At 58.5% G+C, this 26,513-nt stretch carries 12 protein-coding genes, 2 tRNA genes and 3 rRNA genes; 10 read left to right on the top strand and 7 right to left on the bottom strand.

The window, feature by feature from the left end:
- Positions 1 to 112 precede the first annotated feature (112 nt).
- The 7 genes from J2Y90_RS09390 to J2Y90_RS09420 form a co-directional block, all read right to left on the bottom strand.
- A complete protein-coding gene (locus J2Y90_RS09390; protein ID WP_041479652.1) occupies positions 113 to 1,039 on the bottom strand; it encodes an ABC transporter permease in 927 nt (308 codons plus the stop codon).
- Positions 1,039 to 2,145: an ABC transporter permease gene (locus J2Y90_RS09395; RefSeq protein WP_253498808.1), complete on the bottom strand. Its 1,107-nt coding sequence runs from the start codon at positions 2,143 to 2,145 to the stop codon at positions 1,039 to 1,041. The genes J2Y90_RS09390 and J2Y90_RS09395 overlap by 1 nt, the downstream gene beginning before the upstream one ends.
- Positions 2,146 to 2,158: 13 nt before the next feature.
- Entirely contained in the window at positions 2,159 to 3,706 is a 1,548-nt protein-coding gene (locus J2Y90_RS09400) for an ABC transporter ATP-binding protein (protein ID WP_253498810.1), read from the bottom strand.
- Positions 3,707 to 4,316: 610 nt separating this feature from the next.
- Positions 4,317 to 4,898, bottom strand: coding sequence for an IMPACT family protein (locus tag J2Y90_RS09405; protein ID WP_253498811.1), 582 nt, complete (start codon positions 4,896 to 4,898; stop codon positions 4,317 to 4,319).
- Between the two features lie 7 nt (positions 4,899 to 4,905).
- Positions 4,906 to 5,556, bottom strand: a complete 651-nt coding sequence (locus J2Y90_RS09410) for a TetR/AcrR family transcriptional regulator (protein WP_024011475.1) — start codon at positions 5,554 to 5,556, stop codon at positions 4,906 to 4,908.
- Positions 5,557 to 5,644: 88 nt separating this feature from the next.
- The gene (locus J2Y90_RS09415; RefSeq protein ID WP_253505109.1) at positions 5,645 to 7,033 is read right to left on the bottom strand and encodes a uracil-xanthine permease family protein; all 1,389 of its coding nucleotides are present in this window, start codon (positions 7,031 to 7,033) and stop codon (positions 5,645 to 5,647) included.
- 142 nt (positions 7,034 to 7,175) lie between these two features.
- On the bottom strand, positions 7,176 to 8,096 hold the full coding sequence (locus J2Y90_RS09420) for a LysR family transcriptional regulator (RefSeq protein WP_253498813.1): 921 nt from the start codon (positions 8,094 to 8,096) through the stop codon (positions 7,176 to 7,178).
- Between the two features lie 137 nt (positions 8,097 to 8,233).
- Here J2Y90_RS09420 and J2Y90_RS09425 point away from each other — a divergent pair, with 137 nt between their 5' ends.
- The 10 genes from J2Y90_RS09425 (at position 8,234) to recD (ending at position 26,402) form a co-directional block, all read left to right on the top strand.
- A complete protein-coding gene (locus J2Y90_RS09425) occupies positions 8,234 to 9,583 on the top strand; it encodes an aspartate aminotransferase family protein (RefSeq protein WP_042609779.1) in 1,350 nt (449 codons plus the stop codon).
- A 75-nt stretch (positions 9,584 to 9,658) separates the two neighbouring features.
- The gene (locus tag J2Y90_RS09430) at positions 9,659 to 11,152 is read left to right on the top strand and encodes a CoA-acylating methylmalonate-semialdehyde dehydrogenase (RefSeq protein ID WP_253498815.1); all 1,494 of its coding nucleotides are present in this window, start codon (positions 9,659 to 9,661) and stop codon (positions 11,150 to 11,152) included.
- Between the two features lie 629 nt (positions 11,153 to 11,781).
- A 16S ribosomal RNA gene (locus J2Y90_RS09435) occupies positions 11,782 to 13,318 on the top strand.
- Between the two features lie 123 nt (positions 13,319 to 13,441).
- A tRNA-Ile gene (locus J2Y90_RS09440) sits at positions 13,442 to 13,518 on the top strand.
- Positions 13,519 to 13,528: 10 nt separating this feature from the next.
- Positions 13,529 to 13,604, top strand: a tRNA-Ala gene (locus J2Y90_RS09445).
- A 238-nt stretch (positions 13,605 to 13,842) separates the two neighbouring features.
- Positions 13,843 to 16,736, top strand: a 23S ribosomal RNA gene (locus tag J2Y90_RS09450).
- A 156-nt stretch (positions 16,737 to 16,892) separates the two neighbouring features.
- Positions 16,893 to 17,008, top strand: a 5S ribosomal RNA gene (rrf, locus tag J2Y90_RS09455).
- Together the 16S, 23S and 5S rRNA genes with 2 tRNA genes alongside form the textbook arrangement of a ribosomal RNA operon.
- Before the next feature lie 153 nt (positions 17,009 to 17,161).
- Positions 17,162 to 20,614 carry an exodeoxyribonuclease V subunit gamma gene (gene recC / locus J2Y90_RS09460; RefSeq protein ID WP_253498818.1) on the top strand — a complete coding sequence of 1,151 codons (3,453 nt, stop codon included), beginning with the start codon at positions 17,162 to 17,164 and terminating at the stop codon, positions 20,612 to 20,614.
- Positions 20,611 to 24,297 (top strand): exodeoxyribonuclease V subunit beta, encoded by a 3,687-nt coding sequence (gene recB / locus J2Y90_RS09465; RefSeq protein WP_253498821.1) that lies wholly within the window; start codon positions 20,611 to 20,613, stop codon positions 24,295 to 24,297. The genes recC and recB overlap by 4 nt, the downstream gene beginning before the upstream one ends.
- Entirely contained in the window at positions 24,294 to 26,402 is a 2,109-nt protein-coding gene (recD, locus tag J2Y90_RS09470) for an exodeoxyribonuclease V subunit alpha (RefSeq protein ID WP_253498825.1), read from the top strand. The genes recB and recD overlap by 4 nt, the downstream gene beginning before the upstream one ends.
- Positions 26,403 to 26,513 lie beyond the last annotated feature (111 nt).

The following is a 26,513-nucleotide window of genomic DNA, read 5'->3' on the forward strand; positions in this document are numbered from 1 at the left end:
TGTTGCCTGTGCGAACGCTTTCGCGAGCAGGCTCGCTCCCACATTTGCCCGCGTTCACTCAGATCCCCTGTGGGAGCGAGCCTGCTCGCGAAGAGGCCCGCTCTGACATCAACTAATGTCCCGATTGCCACGGCTGCCCCAACGAAACCGGCGCATACAACCGTGTGCGCACGGCATCGCGGGACAGTAAAACCAGCACCAAAATCGTTGCCACATACGGCAGCATCGCCAGCAGGCTCGACGGGATCGCCAGCCCCAGCCCCTGAGCCACCAGGTGCAGGATGCTGGCGAGGCCGAACAGATAGGCCCCGAGCAACAAGCGCCACACCCGCCAACTGGCAAACACCACCAGCGCCAGGGCGATCCAGCCGCGTCCGGCGGTCATGTTTTCTGCCCACATCGGCGTGTAGGCCAGCGACAGATACGCCCCGGCAAGTCCGGCCATTGCTCCGCCAAACAGCACCGCCAAAGTACGCACAGTCAGCACCGGCAAGCCCATCGCACTGGCGGCATCCGGGTTTTCACCGACGGCCTGAATGATCAGGCCGACACGGCTTTTGATGATCACCCACGCCACTAATGCAAACAGCGCGAACGACAGATACACCAGCAGATCCTGGGCAAACAGCATCCGCCCGATCAGCGGAATTTCACTCAAATACGGAATCGCCAAAGGCTCGAAACCCGCCAGCGGTTTACCGACCCAGGCCGCGCCGACAAACGTCGACAGCCCGACACCGAAGATCGTCAGGGCCAACCCGGTGGCCACCTGATTGGCGTTGAACACCAGCGCGACCAAGGCAAACAGCGACGACAGCAACATCCCGGCAAGCATCGCCAGCAACACGCCAAGCCACAGGTTGCCGCTGTTGAGGGCAACGATAAATCCGATCACCGCGCCGAACAGCATCATGCCTTCCTGGCCAAGATTGAGGACGCCGCTCTTCTCGCAGATCAATTCACCCAATGCCACCAGCAGCAGCGGCGTACCGCAGCGGACCATGGCGTAGAAAATATTGCTCAACAGATCGATATCCATCACAGCGCTCCGGCGGTTACGGCAGGGGTCGAGGCGCGCCGGGTCCAGCGCAGTTTCAGGCGTGGCCGATAGAGAATCAGCACGTCACAGGAGAGCAGGAAAAACAGCATCATGCCCTGGAACAATTGCGCGATCGCTTGCGGCAGATTGAGCGACATCTGCGCGCTCTCGCCGCCGAGGTACAGCAGTGCCATGAGCAGACTGGAGAACAGAATGCCGATTGGATTCAACCGTCCGAGAAACGCCACGGTGATCGCCGCATAGCCATAGCCCGGCGACACCTGCGGCACCAGTTGGCCGATCGGCCCGGTCACTTCGCAAACCCCGGCGAGCCCCGCCAGCCCGCCGCTGATCAACAGCGCCAGCCAGATCAGGCGCTTCTCGCGAAAGCCGACAAAGCCTGCCGCACGCTTGTCCAGCCCGAGCACTTTGATCTGGAAACCGATAAAGCTTTTCTGCAACAACACCCACACCGCGACCAGCGCGAGCAGGGCGAAATACACCCCCGCATGGACCCGGCCGTCTTCGAGCAGCAGCGGCAAACGACTGGCGTCGCCAAACATCGCCGACTCGGGGAAATTGAATCCCTCAGGATCCTTCAGAGGCCCGTGCACGCAGAACAGCAACAGGTTCAGCGCGATGTAATTGAGCATGATGCTGGTAAGGATTTCGTTGGCGTTGAAGCGCGTGCGCAGCCACGCCGTAAGCCCGGCCCATACGGCGCCGGCGAGGATGCCGGTTAGCAGAATCAGCACCAGCGCCCAGCGACTTTGCACATCGATAATGTTCACCGCCACAGCACTGCCGGCCAGCGCGCCGAGGAGCAACTGGCCTTCGGCGCCGATGTTCCAGATCCGCGCCTGATAGGCCACGGCCAGGCCCAATGCGCAGAGCAGAATCGGCAGCGCCTTGACCAGCAATTCGGACACGCCATACAGATCGCTGACCGGTGCAATCAGCAGCGTGTGCAAGGTTTGCAAGGGATCGTGGCCCAGCGCGATGAACAACAGCGAGCCACAGCCGAGGGTCAGCACCGCCGCCAGTAACGGCGAGCACCACAGCATCAGGCGCGATTGCTGACCACGGGGTTCGAGAGAAAGCAGCATGGTTGGAACTCCGTTAAACCGAGGCGGCGCCAGGTGAGTGATCGAACTGGCCGGCCATCCACGCGCCGACATCGCTCAGTTGTGTAAGGCCGGTGTCTTGAAGAGTCGACAGACGCCCGCCGCACAGCGCGCCGAGGCGATCGCTGATCTGGAACAGCTCATCGAGGTCTTCGGAAATCACCAGAATCGCCGCGCCGGCATCGCGCAGGGCAATCAACGCGCGATGGATGGTGGCGGCGGCGCCGATATCGACGCCCCAGGTCGGGTGCGCGGCGATCAGCAATTTCGGTTGCTGAAGGATCTCCCGACCAAGGATGAATTTCTGCAGGTTGCCGCCGGAGAGGCTGCGCGCGGCGGTTTGCGTGCCTGGAGTTTTAACGCCGAAACGCTGGATGATCTGTTGCGCGAGGGCTTCGACTTTGCTTCGTTGAATCAACCCGTGGCTGACCAGGCCTTGCTGGAAAGCACTGAGCAGGGCGTTATCGGCCAGACTCAATTCCGGCACCGCGCCGTGGCCGAGTCGTTCGGCGGGGACGAAGGCCAGACCCAGTTTGCGCCGCGCATCCGGGCGCAGGTCAGCGACGTTTCTATCTGCGAAGCGCAGGGTCGCCGCTTGCGCACGGGCCAAGGTTTGTTCGCCGCTGAGCAGGGCGAGCAATTCATCCTGACCATTGCCCGCGACCCCGGCGATGCCGACGATTTCACCGCTGCGCACTTGAACATTGATGTCGTGCAGCGAGCAGCCAAACGGATCCGGGTTGTGCCAGCTCAAACCCTGCACCTGCAGAAACGCCGCGCCACCGCTGACCTTCGGATACTCGCCAATCAACGCCGCCGCTTCGCCGACCATCAGTTGCGCCAGTTGCTGATCCGAACATTCGCCCGGCAGGCAATGCCCGGCTACCCGACCGCCGCGCAGCACCGTGGCGTTGTGGCACAAGGCGCGCACTTCACCGAGCTTGTGGCTGATAAACAGAATGCTGCAGCCCTCGTCGGCGAGGCGTCGCAGGGTGATGAACAAATCGTCAGCCTCTTGCGGCGTCAGCACCGAGGTCGGCTCGTCGAGAATCAACAGGCGGATGTCCTGCATCAGGCAGCGAATGATCTCCACCCGCTGCCGCTCGCCGATCGACAGGCTGTGGACAAGTCGCTCCGGCTCCAGCGCCATGCCATAACGCCGTGATACTTCGCGAATCTTTGGCTCCAGTTGCTTCGGCGTGCCAGCCTTCGCACCCATCGCCAGCGCGATGTTTTGCGCAACGCTGAGGGTTTCGAACAGCGAGAAATGCTGGAACACCATGCCGATGCCCAACTGCCGCGCCTGCGCCGGATTGCGGATCTGCACGCGCTGCCCCTGCCAGAGCATTTCCCCGCTATCGCACTGGGTGACACCGTAAATGATCTTCATCAACGTGCTTTTGCCTGCGCCGTTTTCCCCGAGCAGGGCATGGATTTCACCCGGCGCGATGCTCAGGTCGATGGCATCGTTGGCCAAGCAACCGGGGTAGCGTTTGCTGATCTGGCGCAGCTGCAGGCGCGGCGGGGAAGGGGCGATGGACATGACAGGCTCGACTGGCTTGGAGTTGTGCCTGTGGATAAAGCAATTTCCTGGCCATTGAGTCAGGAACGCTTGCGAAGCCAGTGCGCCAGCGCCGATAGCAGAGCATCAGGGGGTGTTTTGACTCGCTATCGAGCACCAATTCAGCGCAAAGCCATTGAACAGGCTCCAGTTTTGCTCGCGCTACGTTGGTTAAAAAACGAGCAATCACTTGGGGCCTAGGCAGATCCAGCGACAGCGACGGTCATGAACGGCTTATCCACAGGTTGCTCCACAGTAATTGTGCGCAAGCGTTGAGGCTGGGTATAAGCACTGCAGTGCTTTCTTCTAATGGTGATAAACGACGTTAACTATCTGTTTTTGCGCTGATTTTCCGTTTCGTCGGATCAGTTGAACGAAAAGTGAACAAATCGCGCAAAGCCGCATGACAGAAGGGTTACGGCGGTATGTACTCAGGTTATCCACAGTCGGGTGCACAGCAGGTGTGGGCAAGTCATGGTTTTATGAAAGTAGGAGTGATGCTCTAAAAGATTGCAGCCTTCGGCAGCTCCTACAGTTGGAATGCGATACCGCTGTAGGAGCTGCCGAAGGCTGCGATCTTTTGATCCTGGATCTAGCGCTGCAACAAAATCCGCCCACGACTCAGATCAGCCAACTGGCTCTGCAGCAATTCAATCTGCGCCTCACCCACCGCCAACTTCAACTCAACGCCATTGGCCGTGAAGTTTTCCTCCACCACCAATCCACCGAGTTCCGCCACGCGCAACTTCACCAGCGCCAGTTCGGCAAATCCACAGGCGCAACTCAGCGGCACGCGGCTGATCAGCTCGATTTTGTCCGCCGCTTGCAGGCACTTGTTAGCGCCGCCGCCGTAGGCCCGGGCCAAACCGCCGGTGCCCAGTTGAATGCCGCCGTACCAGCGGATCACCAGCACGGCGACCTGATCGCAGTCCTGCGCCTCGATCGCCGCCAGAATAGGGCGGCCGGCAGTGCCGCCCGGCTCGCCGTCGTCAGTGCTGCGGTATTGCGCGCCGAGTTTCCACGCCCAGCAATTGTGCGTGGCATTCAAATCGCTGTGCTGCTCGAAAAACGCCTGCGCGTCGGCGGGGCTGCTGATCGGCGTCGCCAGAGTGATGAAGCGGCTTTTGCGAATCTCTTCGCGGTATTCGCAAAAACCGCTGAGGGTGAAAGGCATAAACGTCTTATAGAGAAGGAGTGAGGCCGCAGCCTTTGAGGATGATGCGGATCAGGTTGTTGCCGGCGTCTTCCATGTCTTGCTTGGTCAACTTGCTGCGCCCGGTGACGCGGCAGATCTGCGTGGCGAAGTCGGCGTAATGCTGGGTGCTGCCCCACAGCAGGAAAATCAGGTGCACCGGATCGACCGGGTCCATTTTGCCTGCATCGATCCACGCCTGAAACACCGCCGCGCGCCCGGTGAACCAGGCGCGGTAATCCTGATTGAAATATTCGCTCAGGCATTCGCCGCCACTGATCACTTCCATGGCGAATATCCGCGAGGCCTGTGGCTGGCGCCGGGAGAACTCCATCTTCGCGCGGATGTAGCGGGTCAGTGCTTCGGCCGGATCATCCTCGGCGGTGAGGGTGTTGAAAGTGCTGTCCCACAACTCGATGATGTTGCTCAGCACTGCCACGTACAAACCGAGTTTGTTGGTGAAGTAGTAATGCAGGTTGGCCTTGGGCAATCCGGCATTCTGCGCGATGGTGTTCATGCTGGTGCCTTTGAACCCGTGACGGGCGAACTCGTCTTCGGCGGCTTTGAGAATGGTCTCTTCGTTCTTCTGACGAATGCGGCTGGCGGGTTTGCCGCCGTGGGCTGGGACTTCAAAGGTCATAGGCACTTCCGGGATTGTCTGTGGGTGCAACCAGTTGCGTTGATAGCGCACCCACAGGCATCCGACAAGTCCTTGCGCAGAAAAACCGTTACGCCTGTTCGATCTTGTTCAATGACGCGGAGCCTTGCGCCGCTGCGGTTTTGCCTTCCGGCAACAACAGACACAGGAAGATCGCGGTCAGCCCGCCGCTGGTGATCGCCGAGTCGAACAGGTTCTGCACCAGTTTCGGCAGCAGGTGCAGCAGGTTCGGTTGCGCGGCGATACCGAGGCCAACGCCGAACGAAGTGGCGATGATCAGCATGCTGCGCCGATCCAGCGGCGACTGCGCGAGAATGCGTACGCCCGCCGCCGCCACCGCGCCGAACATCACCAGCGTCGCACCGCCCAGCACCGGTTTCGGAATCTGTTGCAGCACCGCGCCGATCATCGGGAACAGGCCGAGGCAGAACAGGATTGCGCCGATGTACAGACCGACGTAGCGGCTGGCGACGCCGGTCAACTGGATCACGCCATTGTTTTGCGCGAACGTGGTGTTGGGGAAGGCGCTGAAGGTCGCCGCGATCATGCAGCTCACGCCGTCACCGAGCACGCCACCGCGCAAGCGGCTTATATAAGAAGGGCCACTGATCGGCTGGCGGGCGAGCATGCAATTGGCGGTGAGGTCGCCGACGGTTTCGAGGGTGCTGATCAGATAAATCAGCGCGACCGGCAGGAAAGCTGTCCAGTCGAAGTTGAATCCGAACTTGAACGGCGTAGGAAAACTCACCAGCGGCAAGTCAGGCAATGGCTGCGGCACCATTTTCCCACTGAACCACGCAGCGAAACTGCCGAGCACCAGTCCGATGATGATCGCCGACAGCCTTACCCACGGCGTGTTCGAGCGGTTGAGCAGGATGATCGTCAGCAGCACAAACACGCCCATGGCCAGATTGCCCGGCGCGCCGAAGTCCGGCGCATTGAAGCCGCCACCCAGATCGGTAATGCCGACCTTGATCAGGCTGATGCCGATCAGCGTGATCACAATACCGGTCACCAATGGTGTCACCACTCGGCGCAACTGGCCGATGAAACGGCTGAGCACGATTTGCACGAATGCGCCGAAAAAGCACACGCCGAAAATCATCGCCAGGATATCTTCCGGGCTGCCGCCGCGTTGCTTGACCAGAAACCCGGCGGACAGCACCGCGCCGAGAAAAGCGAAACTGGTGCCTTGAAGACAAATCATCCCCGCGCCAATGCCGAATGGCCGCCGCGCCTGGATAAAGGTGCCGACACCCGAGACCATCAGCGCCATGCTGATCAGATACGGCAGATGCGCCGTCAGCCCGAGCGCCGAGCCGATGACCAGCGGCGGGGTAATGATGCCGACGAAACTGGCGAGCACGTGTTGCAGTGCGGCGAGAATGGCGGCGAGGGGTTTGGGACGGTCGTTGAGGCCGTAGATCAGTTCACTGGACGAATCGGAGTCTGGCTGCATGGCGGTGGGCTTCTTGTTCAAGGATCGGGTTGATCCTGCTTTGCAAAAAGCTGTCCACTTGCTCAACTTATTCTCTCTGTAGGAGCTGCCGAAGGCTGCGATCCCTTGATCTTGCTGTACTTCACCAATGTTGCGGTCCCTATCAACGCGTAGCCGCCAGACTCTCCAAAAAGCTTTCCAGCACCAAATGAGGGCGCCGCCCCTTGCGCGTGACCGATGCCAGACTCAAATCGTAAAAACGTGTCCCAGCCTTGAGCGACCGCAACCGCCCTTGCTGCACCCAAAGGCTGGCGTAGTGATCCGGCAGATAACCGATGTAGCGACCGGTCAGAATCAGAAACGCCATGCCCTCGCGGTCGGAGGCACTGGCTGTGCAATTGAGCGCCTGATAGTGCGCCTGAATTTCCGCGGGCAAACGAAAGGTCGGCGCAATCGCGTCCTGGCTGTCGAGGCGTTGATCATCGAGTTGTTTGTCGTCGACATAAAACAGCGGATGACCCACCGCGCAGTAAAGCAGCGAACGCTCGCTGTACAACGGCTGATATTCCAGCCCTGACAGCGCACTAGCCTGCGGCACCACGCCAACGTGCAAACGTCCGTCGAGCACGCCTTGTTCGACTTCGTTCGGCGCAATCATGCGAATCTGGATCTGCACATCCGGCCCACGCCCCTTCAGTTGCGCGAGGGCGTGGGTGATGCGCATGTGAGGCAGGGTGACGAGGTTGTCGGTCAGGCCAATGATCAATTCACCCCGCAGGTGTTGGTGCAGGCCGTTGACCTCGGTGCGGAAACTTTCCAGCGCACTCAACAATTGCAGCGCTGATTGATACACCTCACGACCTTCCTCGGTCAGCGAAAACCCGGCCCGGCCGCGCTGGCACAAGCGCAAGCCGAGGCGCTGTTCCAGATCGCTCATCTGCTGGCTGATTGCCGAGCGGCCGATGCCGAGCACGGTTTCCGCTGCGGAGAAGCCGCCACACTCCACGACACTGCGAAAAATCCGCAGTAGGCGGATATCAAAATCACTGACCTGGGCCAGTGGGTCGGCGCGGCGGCTGCTCATTTCTTGTTCTCTTTGTTTAGCGAAGATCTAACTGAAGGTTAGAAGAGTTGAATTTCACCGACTTTATCGTCGTGGCAATTTAGCTGCAACAACGCTTTCCATCTCTCTGACGCCTATGCCCTGCGAGGTTTTGCCCGATGAACATGCCTGAAAACGCGCCGTCGCCACTGGCCAGCCAACTAAAGCTGGACGCGCACTGGATGCCGTACACCGCCAACCGCAACTTTCAGCGCGACCCGCGGCTGATCGTCGGCGCTGAAGGCAGCTGGCTGTTCGACGACAAGGGCCGCAAGATCTACGACTCGCTGTCCGGTCTGTGGACCTGCGGCGCCGGGCACACCCGCAAGGAAATTCAGGAAGCCGTTTCGAAACAGCTGGGCACTCTCGACTACTCGCCGGGTTTCCAGTATGGCCATCCGTTGTCGTTCCAGTTGGCAGAGAAAATCACCGAACTGACCCCGGGCAACCTGAACCACGTGTTCTTCACCGACTCCGGTTCCGAGTGCGCCGATACTGCGGTGAAAATGGTGCGCGCCTACTGGCGCCTGAAAGGCCAGGCGACCAAGACCAAAATGATCGGCCGTGCCCGTGGCTACCACGGCGTGAATATCGCTGGCACCAGCCTCGGCGGCGTCAACGGCAACCGCAAACTGTTTGGTCAGGCGATGATGGATGTCGATCACCTGCCGCACACGCTGCTGGCGAGCAATGCGTTTTCCCGCGGCATGCCGGAGCAGGGCGGTATTGCTTTGGCCGATGAGCTGCTGAAGTTGATCGAGCTGCACGACGCTTCCAATATCGCTGCGGTGTTCGTTGAACCGATGGCCGGGTCCGCCGGGGTACTGGTTCCGCCACAGGGTTACCTCAAGCGTCTGCGCGAAATCTGCGATCAGCACAATATCCTGCTGGTGTTCGATGAAGTGATCACTGGTTTCGGCCGCACCGGTTCGATGTTCGGCGCCGACAGCTTCGGCGTGACCCCGGACCTGATGTGCATCGCCAAGCAAGTCACCAACGGTGCGATTCCAATGGGCGCGGTGATTGCCAGCTCCGAGATCTACCAGACCTTCATGAACCAGCCGACGCCGGAATACGCGGTGGAATTTCCTCACGGTTACACCTACTCGGCACACCCGGTGGCCTGTGCCGCTGGCCTGGCGGCACTCGACCTGCTGCAAAAGGAAAACCTGGTGCAAAGCGTCGCCGAGGTCGCACCGCATTTCGAAAACGCGCTGCATGGCTTGAAAGGCTCGAAGAACGTCATCGACATTCGCAACTACGGACTGGCCGGCGCGATCCAGATTGCCGGGCGCGACGGTGACGCCATCGTGCGTCCGTTCGAAGCGGGCATGGCTTTGTGGAAGGCCGGGTTCTACGTGCGCTTTGGCGGCGACACCCTGCAGTTCGGCCCAACCTTCAACAGCAAGCCGCAAGACCTCGATCGTCTGTTCGACGCGGTCGGCGAAGTGCTGAACAAGCTCGACTGATTTTCCTTCTATATATACCTACATAATGGGGCGCTCCTTTGCGGGTGCCCGTGGACCAGAATTCAGGAGTGTTCGATGAGCGTTATCCCGCATTTGATCAATGGCGAACTGGTGACCGAAACCGGTCGCGCGGTGGATGTGTTCAACCCGTCGACCGGCCAGGCGATTCACAAACTGCCATTGGCCAGCCAGGCCACCATCCAGAAAGCCATCGATGCCGCCAAGGCAGCGTTCCCGGCCTGGCGCAACACGCCACCGGCCAAGCGCGCCCAGGTAATGTTCCGCTTCAAGCAACTGCTGGAGCAGAACGAGGCACGCATCTCGCAACTGATCAGCGAAGAGCATGGCAAGACCCTGGAAGATGCGGCCGGTGAATTGAAGCGCGGTATCGAGAATGTCGAGTTCGCCTGCGCCGCCCCGGAAATCCTCAAGGGCGAGTACAGCCGCAACGTCGGCCCGAACATCGATGCCTGGTCGGACTTCCAGCCACTGGGGATTGTCGCCGGTATCACCCCGTTCAACTTCCCGGCCATGGTCCCGCTGTGGATGTACCCGCTGGCGATCGTCTGCGGCAACTGCTTCATCCTCAAGCCTTCCGAACGCGATCCAAGCTCGACGCTGCTGATCGCTCAGCTGCTGCTGGAAGCCGGGTTGCCGAAGGGTGTGATGAGTGTGGTCCATGGTGACAAGACTGCGGTGGACGCGTTGATCGAAGCGACGGAAGTCAAAGCTCTGAGTTTCGTCGGTTCGACACCGATTGCCGAATACATCTACGCCGAAGGCACCAAGCGCGGCAAACGCGTGCAGGCACTGGGCGGTGCGAAGAACCATGCGGTGCTGATGCCCGATGCCGATCTGGACAACGCGGTCAGCGCACTGATGGGCGCGGCTTACGGTTCATGTGGCGAGCGCTGCATGGCGATCTCGGTGGCCGTGTGTGTTGGTGACCAGGTCGCGGACGCGCTGGTGGCGAAACTGGTCCCACAGATCAAGGCGCTGAAAATCGGTGCCGGTACGTCGTGCGGCCTGGACATGGGGCCGTTGGTTACCGGTCAGGCGCGTGACAAGGTCAGCGGTTATGTGGACGACGGTGTGGCGGCGGGCGCGACCCTGGTGGTCGATGGTCGTGGTCTGAGTGTGGCGGGGCATGAAGAAGGCTTCTTCCTCGGCGGCTGCCTGTTCGATAACGTCACGCCAGAGATGCGCATCTATAAAGAAGAGATCTTCGGGCCAGTGCTGTGCGTCGTGCGGGTGAACAGCCTGGAAGAGGCGATGCAACTGATCAACGATCACGAATACGGCAACGGCACCTGCATCTTCACCCGCGACGGCGAAGCGGCGCGGCTGTTCTGCGACGAGATCGAAGTCGGTATGGTCGGCGTCAACGTACCGCTGCCGGTGCCGGTGGCGTATCACAGCTTCGGCGGCTGGAAGCGTTCGCTGTTTGGCGACCTGCATGCGTATGGTCCGGATGGCGTGCGCTTTTATACCCGTCGCAAGGCGATCACCCAGCGCTGGCCACAACGTGCGAGCCATGAGGCGTCGCAGTTTGCATTCCCCTGCTTATAAGTAGCTGGATGTGCAGAAGGCCGACCTCGCAGGTCGGCCTTCGAGTTTTTGGGGCTTTTTTGACCGATATGACAGAAATATGAAAATAGGTGTTGACGGCAGATTCCAGAGGTCTATAATTCGCCCCACTTCCGGCGCAGTCGAAACGGAAAACTCCTTGAGTTTCAAAGAGTTACGCGGTTTTCGGCAGCGGCTTGCTTCAGATCATCGAAGCCTGGAAGGAGTTGAAAGAGTGGTGATGTTTAGCTCTTTTAACGGTTCGATCTTCTCGGTCGAAAGCGGAGAAAAGAGGTGTTGACAGCAGCGATTAACGCTGTAGAATTCGCCTCCCGCTAACGAGAGATCGGAAGCGCAAGTGGTTGAAGTTGTTGAAGAATTCTTCGAAAACTTCTGAAAATAATCACTTGACAGCAAATGAGGCTGCTGTAGAATGCGCGCCTCGGTTGAGACGAAAGATCTTAACCAACCGCTCTTTAACAACTGAATCAAGCAATTCGTGTGGGTGCTTGTGCAGTCAGACTGATAGTCAACAAGATTATCAGCATCACAAGTTACTCCGCGAGAAATCAAAGATGTAACCAACGATTGCTGAGCCAAGTTTAGGGTTTCTTAAAAACCCAAAGATGTTTGAACTGAAGAGTTTGATCATGGCTCAGATTGAACGCTGGCGGCAGGCCTAACACATGCAAGTCGAGCGGATGAAAGGAGCTTGCTCCTGGATTCAGCGGCGGACGGGTGAGTAATGCCTAGGAATCTGCCTGGTAGTGGGGGACAACGTTTCGAAAGGAACGCTAATACCGCATACGTCCTACGGGAGAAAGCAGGGGACCTTCGGGCCTTGCGCTATCAGATGAGCCTAGGTCGGATTAGCTAGTTGGTGAGGTAATGGCTCACCAAGGCGACGATCCGTAACTGGTCTGAGAGGATGATCAGTCACACTGGAACTGAGACACGGTCCAGACTCCTACGGGAGGCAGCAGTGGGGAATATTGGACAATGGGCGAAAGCCTGATCCAGCCATGCCGCGTGTGTGAAGAAGGTCTTCGGATTGTAAAGCACTTTAAGTTGGGAGGAAGGGTTGTAGATTAATACTCTGCAATTTTGACGTTACCGACAGAATAAGCACCGGCTAACTCTGTGCCAGCAGCCGCGGTAATACAGAGGGTGCAAGCGTTAATCGGAATTACTGGGCGTAAAGCGCGCGTAGGTGGTTTGTTAAGTTGGATGTGAAATCCCCGGGCTCAACCTGGGAACTGCATCCAAAACTGGCAAGCTAGAGTATGGTAGAGGGTGGTGGAATTTCCTGTGTAGCGGTGAAATGCGTAGATATAGGAAGGAACACCAGTGGCGAAGGCGACCACCTGGACTGATACTGACACTGAGGTGCGAAAGCGTGGGGAGCAAACAGGATTAGATACCCTGGTAGTCCACGCCGTAAACGATGTCAACTAGCCGTTGGGAGCCTTGAGCTCTTAGTGGCGCAGCTAACGCATTAAGTTGACCGCCTGGGGAGTACGGCCGCAAGGTTAAAACTCAAATGAATTGACGGGGGCCCGCACAAGCGGTGGAGCATGTGGTTTAATTCGAAGCAACGCGAAGAACCTTACCAGGCCTTGACATCCAATGAACTTTCCAGAGATGGATTGGTGCCTTCGGGAACATTGAGACAGGTGCTGCATGGCTGTCGTCAGCTCGTGTCGTGAGATGTTGGGTTAAGTCCCGTAACGAGCGCAACCCTTGTCCTTAGTTACCAGCACGTAATGGTGGGCACTCTAAGGAGACTGCCGGTGACAAACCGGAGGAAGGTGGGGATGACGTCAAGTCATCATGGCCCTTACGGCCTGGGCTACACACGTGCTACAATGGTCGGTACAAAGGGTTGCCAAGCCGCGAGGTGGAGCTAATCCCATAAAACCGATCGTAGTCCGGATCGCAGTCTGCAACTCGACTGCGTGAAGTCGGAATCGCTAGTAATCGCGAATCAGAATGTCGCGGTGAATACGTTCCCGGGCCTTGTACACACCGCCCGTCACACCATGGGAGTGGGTTGCACCAGAAGTAGCTAGTCTAACCTTCGGGGGGACGGTTACCACGGTGTGATTCATGACTGGGGTGAAGTCGTAACAAGGTAGCCGTAGGGGAACCTGCGGCTGGATCACCTCCTTAATCGACGACATCAGCTGCTGCATGAGCTCCCACACGAATTGCTTGATTCATTGAAGAAGACGATAGAAGCAGCTTTAAGCTCCAAGCTGATAGCTCTGAGCTAACAGTTACAAGCTCGAAATTGGGTCTGTAGCTCAGTTGGTTAGAGCGCACCCCTGATAAGGGTGAGGTCGGCAGTTCGAATCTGCCCAGACCCACCAATTTTGTTATGGGGCCATAGCTCAGCTGGGAGAGCGCCTGCCTTGCACGCAGGAGGTCAGCGGTTCGATCCCGCTTGGCTCCACCATAAACTGCTTCGAAGTTTGAGAGTTTAGAAATGAATATTCGCATTGAATATTGATTTCTAGTCTTTTGATTAGATCGTTCTTTAAAAATTTGGGTATGTGATAGAAAGATAGACTGAACGTTACTTTCACTGGTAACGGATCAGGCTAAGGTAAAATTTGTGAGTTCTCTTAGTTGAGAAATTCGAATTTTCGGCGAATGTCGTCTTCACAGTATAACCAGATTGCTTGGGGTTATATGGTCAAGTGAAGAAGCGCATACGGTGGATGCCTTGGCAGTCAGAGGCGATGAAAGACGTGGTAGCCTGCGAAAAGCTTCGGGGAGTCGGCAAACAGACTTTGATCCGGAGATGTCTGAATGGGGGAACCCAGCCATCATAAGATGGTTATCTTGTACTGAATACATAGGTGCAAGAGGCGAACCAGGGGAACTGAAACATCTAAGTACCCTGAGGAAAAGAAATCAACCGAGATTCCCTTAGTAGTGGCGAGCGAACGGGGACTAGCCCTTAAGTTGATTTGAGATTAGCGGAACGCTCTGGAAAGTGCGGCCATAGTGGGTGATAGCCCTGTACGCGAAAATCTCTTATCAATGAAATCGAGTAGGACGGAGCACGAGAAACTTTGTCTGAATATGGGGGGACCATCCTCCAAGGCTAAATACTACTGACTGACCGATAGTGAACTAGTACCGTGAGGGAAAGGCGAAAAGAACCCCGGAGAGGGGAGTGAAATAGATCCTGAAACCGTATGCGTACAAGCAGTGGGAGCAGACTTTGTTCTGTGACTGCGTACCTTTTGTATAATGGGTCAGCGACTTATTTTCAGTGGCGAGCTTAACCGAATAGGGGAGGCGTAGCGAAAGCGAGTCTTAATAGGGCGTCTAGTCGCTGGGAATAGACCCGAAACCGGGCGATCTATCCATGGGCAGGTTGAAGGTTAGGTAACACTGACTGGAGGACCGAACCGACTACCGTTGAAAAGTTAGCGGATGACCTGTGGATCGGAGTGAAAGGCTAATCAAGCTCGGAGATAGCTGGTTCTCCTCGAAAGCTATTTAGGTAGCGCCTCATGTATCACTGTAGGGGGTAGAGCACTGTTTCGGCTAGGGGGTCATCCCGACTTACCAAACCGATGCAAACTCCGAATACCTACAAGTGCCGAGCATGGGAGACACACGGCGGGTGCTAACGTCCGTCGTGAAAAGGGAAACAACCCAGACCGTCAGCTAAGGTCCCAAAGTTATGGTTAAGTGGGAAACGATGTGGGAAGGCTTAGACAGCTAGGAGGTTGGCTTAGAAGCAGCCACCCTTTAAAGAAAGCGTAATAGCTCACTAGTCGAGTCGGCCTGCGCGGAAGATGTAACGGGGCTCAAACCATACACCGAAGCTACGGGTATCACCTTCGGGTGATGCGGTAGAGGAGCGTTCTGTAAGCCTGTGAAGGTGAGTTGAGAAGCTTGCTGGAGGTATCAGAAGTGCGAATGCTGACATGAGTAACGACAATGGGTGTGAAAAACACCCACGCCGAAAGACCAAGGTTTCCTGCGCAACGTTAATCGACGCAGGGTTAGTCGGTCCCTAAGGCGAGGCTGAAAAGCGTAGTCGATGGAAAACAGGTTAATATTCCTGTACTTCTGGTTATTGCGATGGAGGGACGGAGAAGGCTAGGCCAGCTTGGCGTTGGTTGTCCAAGTTTAAGGTGGTAGGCTGAGATCTTAGGTAAATCCGGGATCTTAAGGCCGAGAGCTGATGACGAGTTACCCTTTGGGTGACGAAGTGGTTGATGCCATGCTTCCAAGAAAAGCTTCTAAGCTTCAGGTAACCAGGAACCGTACCCCAAACCGACACAGGTGGTTGGGTAGAGAATACCAAGGCGCTTGAGAGAACTCGGGTGAAGGAACTAGGCAAAATGGCACCGTAACTTCGGGAGAAGGTGCGCCGGTGAGGGTGAAGGACTTGCTCCGTAAGCTCATGCCGGTCGAAGATACCAGGCCGCTGCGACTGTTTATTAAAAACACAGCACTCTGCAAACACGAAAGTGGACGTATAGGGTGTGACGCCTGCCCGGTGCCGGAAGGTTAATTGATGGGGTTAGCTAACGCGAAGCTCTTGATCGAAGCCCCGGTAAACGGCGGCCGTAACTATAACGGTCCTAAGGTAGCGAAATTCCTTGTCGGGTAAGTTCCGACCTGCACGAATGGCGTAACGATGGCGGCGCTGTCTCCACCCGAGACTCAGTGAAATTGAAATCGCTGTGAAGATGCAGTGTATCCGCGGCTAGACGGAAAGACCCCGTGAACCTTTACTATAGCTTTGCACTGGACTTTGAATTTGCTTGTGTAGGATAGGTGGGAGGCTTTGAAGCGTGGACGCCAGTTCGCGTGGAGCCATCCTTGAAATACCACCCTGGCAACTTTGAGGTTCTAACTCAGGTCCGTTATCCGGATCGAGGACAGTGTATGGTGGGTAGTTTGACTGGGGCGGTCTCCTCCTAAAGAGTAACGGAGGAGTACGAAGGTGCGCTCAGACCGGTCGGAAATCGGTCGTAGAGTATAAAGGCAAAAGCGCGCTTGACTGCGAGACAGACACGTCGAGCAGGTACGAAAGTAGGTCTTAGTGATCCGGTGGTTCTGTATGGAAGGGCCATCGCTCAACGGATAAAAGGTACTCCGGGGATAACAGGCTGATACCGCCCAAGAGTTCATATCGACGGCGGTGTTTGGCACCTCGATGTCGGCTCATCACATCCTGGGGCTGAAGCCGGTCCCAAGGGTATGGCTGTTCGCCATTTAAAGTGGTACGCGAGCTGGGTTTAGAACGTCGTGAGACAGTTCGGTCCCTATCTGCCGTGGACGTTTGAGATTTGAGAGGGGCTGCTCCTAGTACGAGAGGACCGGAGTGGACGAACCTCTGGTGTTCCGGTTGTCACGCCAGTGGCATTGCCGGGTAGCTATGTTCGGGAAAGATAACCGCTGAAAGCATCTAAGCGGGAAACTTGCCTCAAGATGAGATCTCACTGGAACCTTGAGTTCCCTGAAGGGCCGTCGAAGACTACGACGTTGATAGGTTGGGTGTGTAAGCGCTGTGAGGCGTTGAGCTAACCAATACTAATTGCCCGTGAGGCTTGACCATATAACACCCAAGCAATTTGCTGACCTGAGAAGGCACCAGATTGCGGTGTGTGAAGACGAAACGAACCGAAAGTTCGAAGCGCACAAACACCGACAGCTGTCACATACCCAATTTGCTGAAGCGAGGCCATCTGGTCACGAGTCAGTACCCGAATTTCTTGACGACCATAGAGCGTTGGAACCACCTGATCCCATCCCGAACTCAGCAGTGAAACGATGCATCGCCGATGGTAGTGTGGGGTTTCCCCATGTGAGAGTAGGTCATCGTCAAGATTAAATTCCGAAACCCCAATTGCGAAAGCAGTTGGGGTTTTGTTTTGCCTGCGAGAAAGTTCTTACAGCCTTCGCAGACCTCGTCCGGCTGTCACAGCCGGCCGACAATGCTAAGGTTCTGCCTCGGCTTTAGCGATTTTCCAAGGAATCCATATGTCGGACGCCCAGTCCCTCAACGCTGCATTCATGGTGGTTCAGAGCAACAGTCTCGATGAGCTGCGCAGTCTTGTGGTCAGCATCATGCGGCGCTACCCACTGGCACCCTTGGAGAACGAAATCGCTTTGGTGCAAAGCAACGGCATCGCCCAATGGCTCAAACTGGCATTGGCCGAAGATCCTGAAGACGACGACCTTGGCGGTTGCGGGATCGCTGCGGCGATTGACGTTCAACTACCCGGCAGTTTCATGTGGCAGCTCTATCGCATGGTCTTAGGGCGAGAAGAGATTCCGGCGAAATCCCTGCTCGATAAAGCTCCGCTGACCTGGCGTCTGATGCGTCTTTTGCCACAGGTAATCGACCGCCCACATTTCGAGCCGCTGCAACGCTTCCTCACCCATGACAGCGATCTGCGCAAGCGCTATCAATTGTCAGAGCGTCTGGCCGACCTGTTTGACCAATATCAGGTGTACAGGGCCGACTGGCTGGAAGATTGGGCGGAAGGCCGCCACCAACTGCGCAATGTACGAGGTGAAATCAAGCCTCTGCCAGCGACCAGTTGCTGGCAGGCAGAGTTGTGGCGAGCGCTGCTGGATGACGTCGGCGAACAAGGCATGGCGCAGAGTCGTGCCGGCGTTCATCAACGCTTCATGGAGCGCATCAACACACTCGACAAGGCTCCCGCGGCGCTGCCACCGCGAGTGATCGTCTTTGGTATCTCTTCGTTGCCTGCGCAGGTACTTGAAGCACTCGCCGGTCTGGCTCGCTTCAGCCAGGTACTGCTTTGCGTACACAATCCTTGCCGCCATCACTGGGCGGATATCGTCGCCGACAAGGATCTGTTGCGGCATCAGTACAAACGTCAGCAGCGCAAAAGCGGCATGCCCGTCGTGCTCGATGCCGAGACTCTGCATCAGCACGCGCATCCCCTATTGGCCGCGTGGGGCAAACAAGGTCGCGACTATATCAACCTGCTCGACAGCTACGACGATCCCAACAGCTACCGCGCAGCCTTTCGTGACGGCCGCATCGACCTGTTCAGCGAAGCCCAGCCGCACAACATGCTCAACCAGCTTCAGGACGACATTCTCGAATTGCGTCCGCTCAACGAGACACGCGAACTTTGGCCAGCGGTCGATGCAACGCAAGACCATTCCATCCGTTTTCACATTGCCCACAGCGCTCAGCGCGAAGTCGAAATCCTGCACGACCAACTCCTGGCGCGTTTCAGTGCCGACCCGGATCTGCGCCCCCGAGACGTAATCGTCATGGTCCCTGATATCGATAGTTATGCGCCGCATATCCGTGCGGTTTTCGGTCAGCTCGATCGCTATGACTCACGCTTCATCCCGTTCACACTGGCGGATCAGGGCCAACGTGGACGCGACCCTTTATTGATCGCCGTCGAGCACCTGCTCAAACTTCCGGACAGTCGTTTCCCGGTCAGCGAGATCCTCGACCTGCTCGATGTCCCGGCCCTGCGTGCTCGCTTTGGCGTAGAGGAACGTGACCTGCCAACCCTGCACCGCTGGATCGAGGGTGCCGGCGTGCGTTGGGGCATGAGCGCGGAGCAACGGGCCGGTCTCGGATTGCCGGAGCAACTGGAGCAGAACAGCTGGCATTTCGGCCTGCGCCGAATGCTGCTGGGGTACGCCGTCGGCAGTGCCGACGCGTGTGCAGGTATCGAACCTTACGATGAAATTGGTGGGCTTGACGCTGCCTTGATCGGGCCGCTTGTCGCGCTGCTGGATGCCTTGGAAATCGCTCATCAGCAACTCACCCAATCGGCTCAACCGAAGGAATGGGGGTTGCGCTTGCAGGCGCTGATGCAGGTGTTTTTCCAGGCCAGCAACGAGCATGACGACTACCTGTTGGCCCAACTGGAAGAGCTTCGCGAAACCTGGCTCGAGACCTGCGAAGCAGTCGGTCTGACTGACGAGCTGCCGCTGACTGTCGTTAGAGAGGCCTGGCTCGCTGGGCTGGATCAGGGGCGTTTATCGCAACGATTCCTCGCCGGTGCGGTGAATTTCTGCACCTTGATGCCGATGCGTGCCATTCCTTTCAAACTGGTCTGTCTGCTGGGCATGAATGACGGCGATTATCCCCGCGCCCAACCGCCCCTGGATTTCGACCTGATGGGCAGCGATTACCGCCCTGGCGACCGTTCACGGCGCGAAGACGACCGCTATCTGTTACTCGAAGCGCTATTGTCTGCACGCAATCAGCTCTATATCAGTTGGGTCGGTCGCAGCATCCGCGACAACAGCGAACGACCTGCCTCGGTGCTCATCGGCCAGTTGCGCGATCACCTCGCCAGCGGCTGGCGTTCAATCGACCCAAGCCAGGATCTGTTGGAAGCGCTGACCGAAGAACACCCTCTGCAACCTTTCAGCGCCCGCTATTTTCACGAAGGCGAGCAACTGTTCAGCTACGCCAGCGAGTGGCAAGTGTTGCATCAAGAGCAAACGCATCAAAGCGAGACGCCATTACTCGTGCCGTATGTTCAGGAAGAACCGCTGACACTGGCCTTACTGCAGGATTTTCTGCGAAACCCGGTGAGGCATTTTTTCACCCAGCGACTCAAGGTTTACTTCGAGGCCGCGCAAGCGCCGTTGGCCGATGAAGAACCTTTCGTGCTGGACGCGTTGCAGCGATACACGCTCAGCGACAGTTTGCTGGAAGCCGCACTCAGCCAGCCGGAGGGTGTCGAACAGGCGCTGCAAGCCCGGGCGCTGCGCCTGCAAAACAGTGGCTTGTTGCCGATGGCTGGCTTTGGCGAATGTCTGCAGCGCGAGTTGATCGAACCGCTGCCGGATCTTCTGCAGCGTTATCGACAGTTGCTGACGTTATGGCCGACGCCGTTGACCAGCGCAATCCCGGCCAGTCTCGACTTGCAAGCTGTGCGGCTGGAAGGCTGGCTCTCAAGCCTGCACCAGCGCGCCGATGGCGGCCTGCTGTCAGTCACGACGATTCCCAACAGCATCGGCTCGATCAAAACGCGCAAGTGGCACCGGCTGACCAAACCGTGGGTCACCCATCTGGTTGCCTGCGCCAGCGGGCATGCGTTGACCACAGCATTGGTCGCGAGTGACGACACATTGTTGCTTGAGCCCATGGAGCGAGACCGAGCGCTGCGGTTCCTCGGTGACCTGCTGCTCGCCTGGCAATCCGGTATGCGCCAACCCTTGCCGATTGCGATAAAAACCGCATTCGCCTGGCTATCTCAGACTGATCCGGTCAAAGCCGAAGCCGCGGCGCGAAAAGCCTATGAGGGTGACGGCCAGACCAGCAACGGCGAGCGGCGTGAAAGCCCGGCGCTGCTCCGACAATATCCCGACCTCGATGCATTGTTGGCAGACGAAACCTTCACCGGCTGGTGTGACGCCCTGTACCGCCCATTATTCGAAGCGCCCTGGCGTTCCTTGTCCAGCGAGGGCGCACGCTCATGAGTACCAAGACACCTTTAGCGCTGGCCTTCCCGTTGCGCGGCAGTCAACTGATCGAAGCAAGCGCCGGCACCGGCAAAACCTTCACGATCTCGGCACTTTATCTGCGGCTGATTCTCGGTCATGGCGGCGAGACAAGCGGCTTCGCGCGCGAATTGCTGCCGCCGCAAATCCTCGTGGTCACGTTCACCGACGCTGCCACCAAAGAGCTGCGTGAGCGCATTCGAACCCGCCTGGCCGAGGCTGCGCGTTTTTTCCGCGACGAGATTCCCGCTCCTGACGGACTGATCGCCCAGCTGCGCGAGCAGTTCGATCCATTGCAATGGTCGGGCTGCGCCAACCGCCTCGATATCGCCGCGCAGTGGATGGACGAAGCTGCGGTCTCGACCATTCACAGCTGGTGTCAGCGCATGTTGCGTGAGCACGCGTTCGACAGCGGCAGCCTGTTCACGCAGTCGCTGGAAACCGATCACAGCGATTTGCTCGGCGAAGTGCTGCGCGATTACTGGCGTCTGTTCTGCTACCCGATGCAGGGCGACGCGCTGAATTGGGTGCGCAGTAATTGGGGTGGCCCCGCAGCGTTGTTGCCTCGGGTCCGCGGCTTGTTCGCCAGCGAGCGTGATACCGATGAAGGCAAGGTACCGGCGGACCTGATCGCTGAATGTTTGCTGGAGCGTCGAGCGGCGTTGGTCGAGCTGAAAATGCCTTGGCGTGACTGGGCAGACGAGTTGCTTGCTCTTTGCCAGGAAGGCGTGGCCAGCAAAGCCGTCGATGGCCGCAAGATGCAGGCGCGATATTTCGAACCCTGGTTCGAGAAGCTCAAGACCTGGGCCGAAGACGAGTCGCTTGAGCAACTGGACATTGGTACCGGCTTCACTCGACTGACACCTGATGGCATGGCCGAGGCCTGGAAAGGTCAGGCGCCGAGCCATCCGGGGCTGGACGCCATGTCCGGCCTCAAGTCGAGCCTCGATGCTTTGCCGACGCCGGATGCCGCTGTTCTGCAACACGCCGCCAAGTGGGTCGGTGCACGCTTTGAAGAAGAGAAGCGTCGCCGCGCGGAAATGGGCTTCGACGATATGCTGCTGCGTCTGGATGCCGCGCTGCAATCGGAGGGCGGCGAGCGTCTGGCGACGCTGATCCGCGAGCAGTTTCCGGTGGCACTGATCGACGAATTCCAGGACACCGATCCGGTGCAATATCGGATCTTCGAGAGTATCTACCGCATCGAAGACAACCATCCTGACACCGGCCTGTTCCTGATCGGCGACCCCAAGCAGGCGATCTATGCCTTTCGCGGAGCTGACATCTACACCTACCTGCGCGCACGTCAGGCCACTACCGGCCGCTTGCATACGCTCGGCACCAACTTCCGCTCCAGCCACGGTATGGTGACAGCGGTCAATCACGTATTCGAACGCGCCGAGTCCCGAGAACAGGGACGCGGCGCGTTTTTGTTTCGCGAGAAAACCGGGGAAAACCCGGTGCCGTTCCTTCCCGTCGAGTCCCAGGGACGCAAGGAAACCCTGCAGATCGCCGGGCAAGACGTCGCGGCGCTGAATGTCTGGCTATTGCCGAGCGATCAACCGCTGTCCGGCGCAGTCTATCGCCAGCAAATGGCCGCGGCCTGTGCCAGTCAAATCACCGCACTGCTCAATGGCGGGCAAACCGGCAGCGCTGGGTTCATCCAGGCAGACGACTTCAGAGGTTTGCGTCCTTCGGACATCGCGATCCTCGTCCGCGACGGTAAAGAAGCTCAAGCCGTACGCAGCGAACTCGCCGCCCGCGGGGTACGCAGTGTTTATCTCTCGGACAAGGACTCGGTCTTCGCCGCGCAAGAGGCGCATGACCTGCTGGCCTGGCTGAAGGCTTGCGCCGAACCCGATGTCGAGCGTTCGCTCAAGGCCGCGCTGGCATGCACCACGCTGAACCTGCCGCTGATCGAACTGGAGCGCCTGAACCAGGATGAAATGGTCTGGGAAGCCCGAGTCATGCAGTTCCGCGGCTATCGCGAACTCTGGCGCAAACAGGGCGTGTTGCCGATGTTGCGACGCCTGCTTCACGATTTCCACTTACCGCAGACTCTAATGCAGCGCAGTGATGGCGAGCGCGTATTGACCAATCTTTTGCACCTGTCGGAACTGATGCAGCAAGCCGCCGCGGAACTGGACGGTGAGCAAGCGTTGATCCGCCATCTGGCCGAGCTGCTGGCACTGTCAGGTCAGGCCGGAGAAGAACAGATTCTGCGGCTGGAAAGCGACGAGCAACTGGTGAAAGTGGTGACCATCCACAAATCCAAAGGCCTCGAATATCCGCTGGTATTCCTGCCATTCATTTGTTCGGCGAAACCGGTGGATGGCAGTCGCTTGCCGTTGCATTACCACGACGCTGCGGGCAAAGCGCAGATCAGCCTCAAGCCGACCGCCGAGTTGATCGCCCAGGCTGATAATGAGCGTCTGGCCGAAGATTTGCGGCTGCTTTATGTGGCGTTGACCCGTGCGCAACATGCCTGTTGGCTGGGCGTCACTGACCTGAAACGCGGCAATAACAACAGCTCGGTACTGCACCTGTCTGCGCTGGGTTACTTGTTGGGTGGCGGTGCTGCTTTGGGCGAGTCCAGCGAATTGAACCGCTGGCTGCGGGATCTGCAGCATGACTGTCCGGCCATCGACATCGGCGAAATGCCTCAGCCCACTGACGAGCATTACCAGCCGCCGCGCAATGAAGCAGTCCTGCGGGCCACGCTACGGCCCAAGCGCAAAGCCAGTGAAAACTGGTGGATCGCTTCCTACAGTGCTTTGCGTATCAGCGATGTATTAAGCGTCGGCAGCGATGAAGCACCGGACAGTCCGCAGGCGCAAAAACTGTTTGACGACGAGCGCCTCGACCCCGACGCGCCCCGAGAAATCATCAGCGGTGGCGCCGATATTCACCGTTTTCCTCGCGGACCGAATCCCGGCACGTTTCTGCATGGCTTGCTCGAGTCGGCGGGCGCTGAAGGTTTTGCGGTTACCCGCGAAGCGCTGGAAGATGCGATTGCCCGGCGCTGCAATCTGCGCGGTTGGCAAGGCTGGATCACCACGCTGACTGACTGGCTGCAACATTTGCTCAAGTCACCGGTGCCGATCGCTGGTGGGCAACCGCCGGTGGTTCTTGAGCAGCTGAAGCAATACCGCGTCGAGATGGAATTCTGGTTTGCCAGCCACAAAGTCGACGTGCTCAAACTCGACGAACAGGTGCGCCAGCACACCCACAATGGCGTCGCCCGCGTGGCGGCAGAACCGGTGCAACTCAACGGCATGTTCAAGGGTTTTATCGACCTGACCTTCGAGCACGCGGGCCGCTATTACGTCGCCGATTACAAATCCAATTGGCTCGGTGTGGATGATCAGGCCTACACCGTGCAGGCCATGGAGCAGTCGATCCTCGACAACCGCTATGACCTGCAATACGTGCTGTATCTGCTGGCATTGCATCGTCAGTTGAAAGCGCGGCTGGCGGATTACGATTACGACCGCCATGTCGGTGGGGCGCTGTATCTGTTCCTGCGCGGTACGCGTGCGGAGAGTCGCGGCGTGTACTTCGTGCGCCCGCCACGGGAATTGATCGAACGCCTCGACCGGATGTTCCAGGGCAAACCCGAACCCAAGTCTGAACCCGCCTGGGAACAGGGAGTCCTGCTATGAGCCGCACATTCGCCGATCTGCTGCCGACACCACTGGAAGCGGACAGCCTGTCGAAACTCTCGCCGCTGACCCGCGCCGATGATTTGCTGTTATTGCTGAGCCGTTGGGTCGAGCGCGGCTGGCTGCGTGCGCTTGACCGGGCCTTTGTCGCCTTTCTGCACGAACTCGAGCCCGAGACCGATCCGTTGGTGCTGCTCGCGGCCGCGCTGACCAGCCACCAGTTGGGGCATGGTCATGTGTGTCTGGACCTGTTCGAGACCCTCAAGGCGCCGGATTTTGCACTGTCGCTCCCGCCGGAAGGCGACGTGCAGGGCGGTGTTTTGTTGCTGCCTTCGCAACTTCTCGAAACGCTGGACGGGGCTCATTGGTGCAAAGTGCTCGCGGGTAGCTCACTGGTGGCCTTGGCCGCTGATGCGAGTGATACAGCGCAGACACGTCCCTTGGTGCTGTCCTCGAAACGCCTTTACTTGCGCCGGTACTGGACGTACGAGCGCCGCATTGATGCCGCGTTGCGCCAACGGCTGATGCAGCAGGAACCGACGCCGGATGACTTGCCGCAGCGTCTCAATGAACTGTTCGGCGAGGCGGAGTCCGCAGCTGTCATCGACTGGCAGAAACTCGCCTGCGCCATCGCCACGCGTAGCGCCTTCAGCATCATTACCGGCGGCCCGGGCACCGGTAAAACCACCACGGTGGTGCGCTTGCTCGCGTTGCTGCAGGCACCGGCCGTAGAGGCTGGCCATCCACTGCGCATTCGTCTGGCCGCACCGACTGGCAAAGCCGCCGCGCGCCTGACCGAGTCGATCAGCCAGCAAGTGCAATCGCTGCAAGTCGCCGAAGCGGTGCGAGCGGAGATCCCCAGTGATGTAACCACCGTGCACCGTCTGCTCGGTAGTCGACCGGGCACCCGCCACTTTCGTCACCATGCCGGTAACCGCTTGCCGCTGGATGTGCTGGTGGTCGACGAAGCCTCGATGATCGATCTGGAAATGATGGCCAACTTGCTCGACGCCATGCCAGCCCATGCTCGGCTGGTGCTGCTGGGCGACAAGGATCAGTTGGCCTCGGTCGAGGCCGGTGCGGTGTTGGGCGATCTGTGTCGTGATGCCGAGGGCGGTTGGTACAGCCCGCAGACGCGGCAATGGCTGGAGTCGGTCAGCGGCGAGTCGTTGCAGGGCGGCGGTTTGCATGAAGACCGCGACGGCACCCATCCGCTGGCGCAACAAGTGGTGATGCTGCGTCACTCGCGCCGCTTCGGCGAGGGCAGCGGCATCGGTCAGCTTGCGCGTCGGGTCAACCAGCAATCGGCCGACGAGGCGCGACAGTTGCTCGCTACCGGTGGCTATGAGGATGTGTATTCGCTGCCGCTCAAGGGTGAGCACGATCACAAGCTTGAACGGCTGTTGCTCGAAGGTCATGGCAACGGCCCGCAAGGTTACCGCCATTACCTGAGCGTCCTGCGCGATCAGCGTCCACCGCCGACGCGGCCACTTGAGCATGCGGACTGGACCGATTGGGCGCGGGAAGTTTTGCAGGCGTTCGATACGTTCCAGTTGTTGTGCGCCGTGCGCAAAGGCCCATGGGGCGTTGAAGGCCTGAACCAGCGCATCACCGCCGCGTTGCTCAAGGCGCGTCTGATCGAGAGCGATCAGCAGTGGTATGAAGGTCGGCCGGTGCTGATGACTCGCAACGACTATGGTCTGGGCCTTATGAACGGCGATATTGGCATCGCCCTGAAACTGCCGGAGTGCGAAGGGCCGGAGACCGGCAAAACGGTTCTGCGCGTGGCCTTCCCGCGTAACGATGGTCAGGGCGGCGTGCGCTTCGTGTTGCCGAGTCGGCTCAATGACGTCGAAACCGTGTATGCCATGACGGTGCACAAATCCCAGGGTTCGGAGTTTGCACACACGGCGCTGATCCTGCCGGATGCGCTGAATCCAGTGCTGACCAAAGAGCTGATTTACACCGGAATCACTCGCGCCAGAGACTGGTTCACCTTGATCGAACCGCGTGCCGGCGTGTTTGAAGAGGCGGTGCAGCGCAAGGTCAAGCGTCTGAGCGGGCTGATGCTGGAACTGGAGGAGGGCACCGAGCCTCGGGAATGAAGCGCTGAATGATTGGCAACGATTGCTGACCAACCGGTCAGGGGCAGGCGCCTCGCTGGCGTTTCGACGCTGTGCTATCGTTGCGGCATCATTTCGTTACGCTCCAAGAGA

Origin of the sequence: Pseudomonas koreensis, from assembly GCF_024169245.1 — a bacterium.
Lineage (GTDB): Bacteria > Pseudomonadota > Gammaproteobacteria > Pseudomonadales > Pseudomonadaceae > Aquipseudomonas > Aquipseudomonas koreensis_F.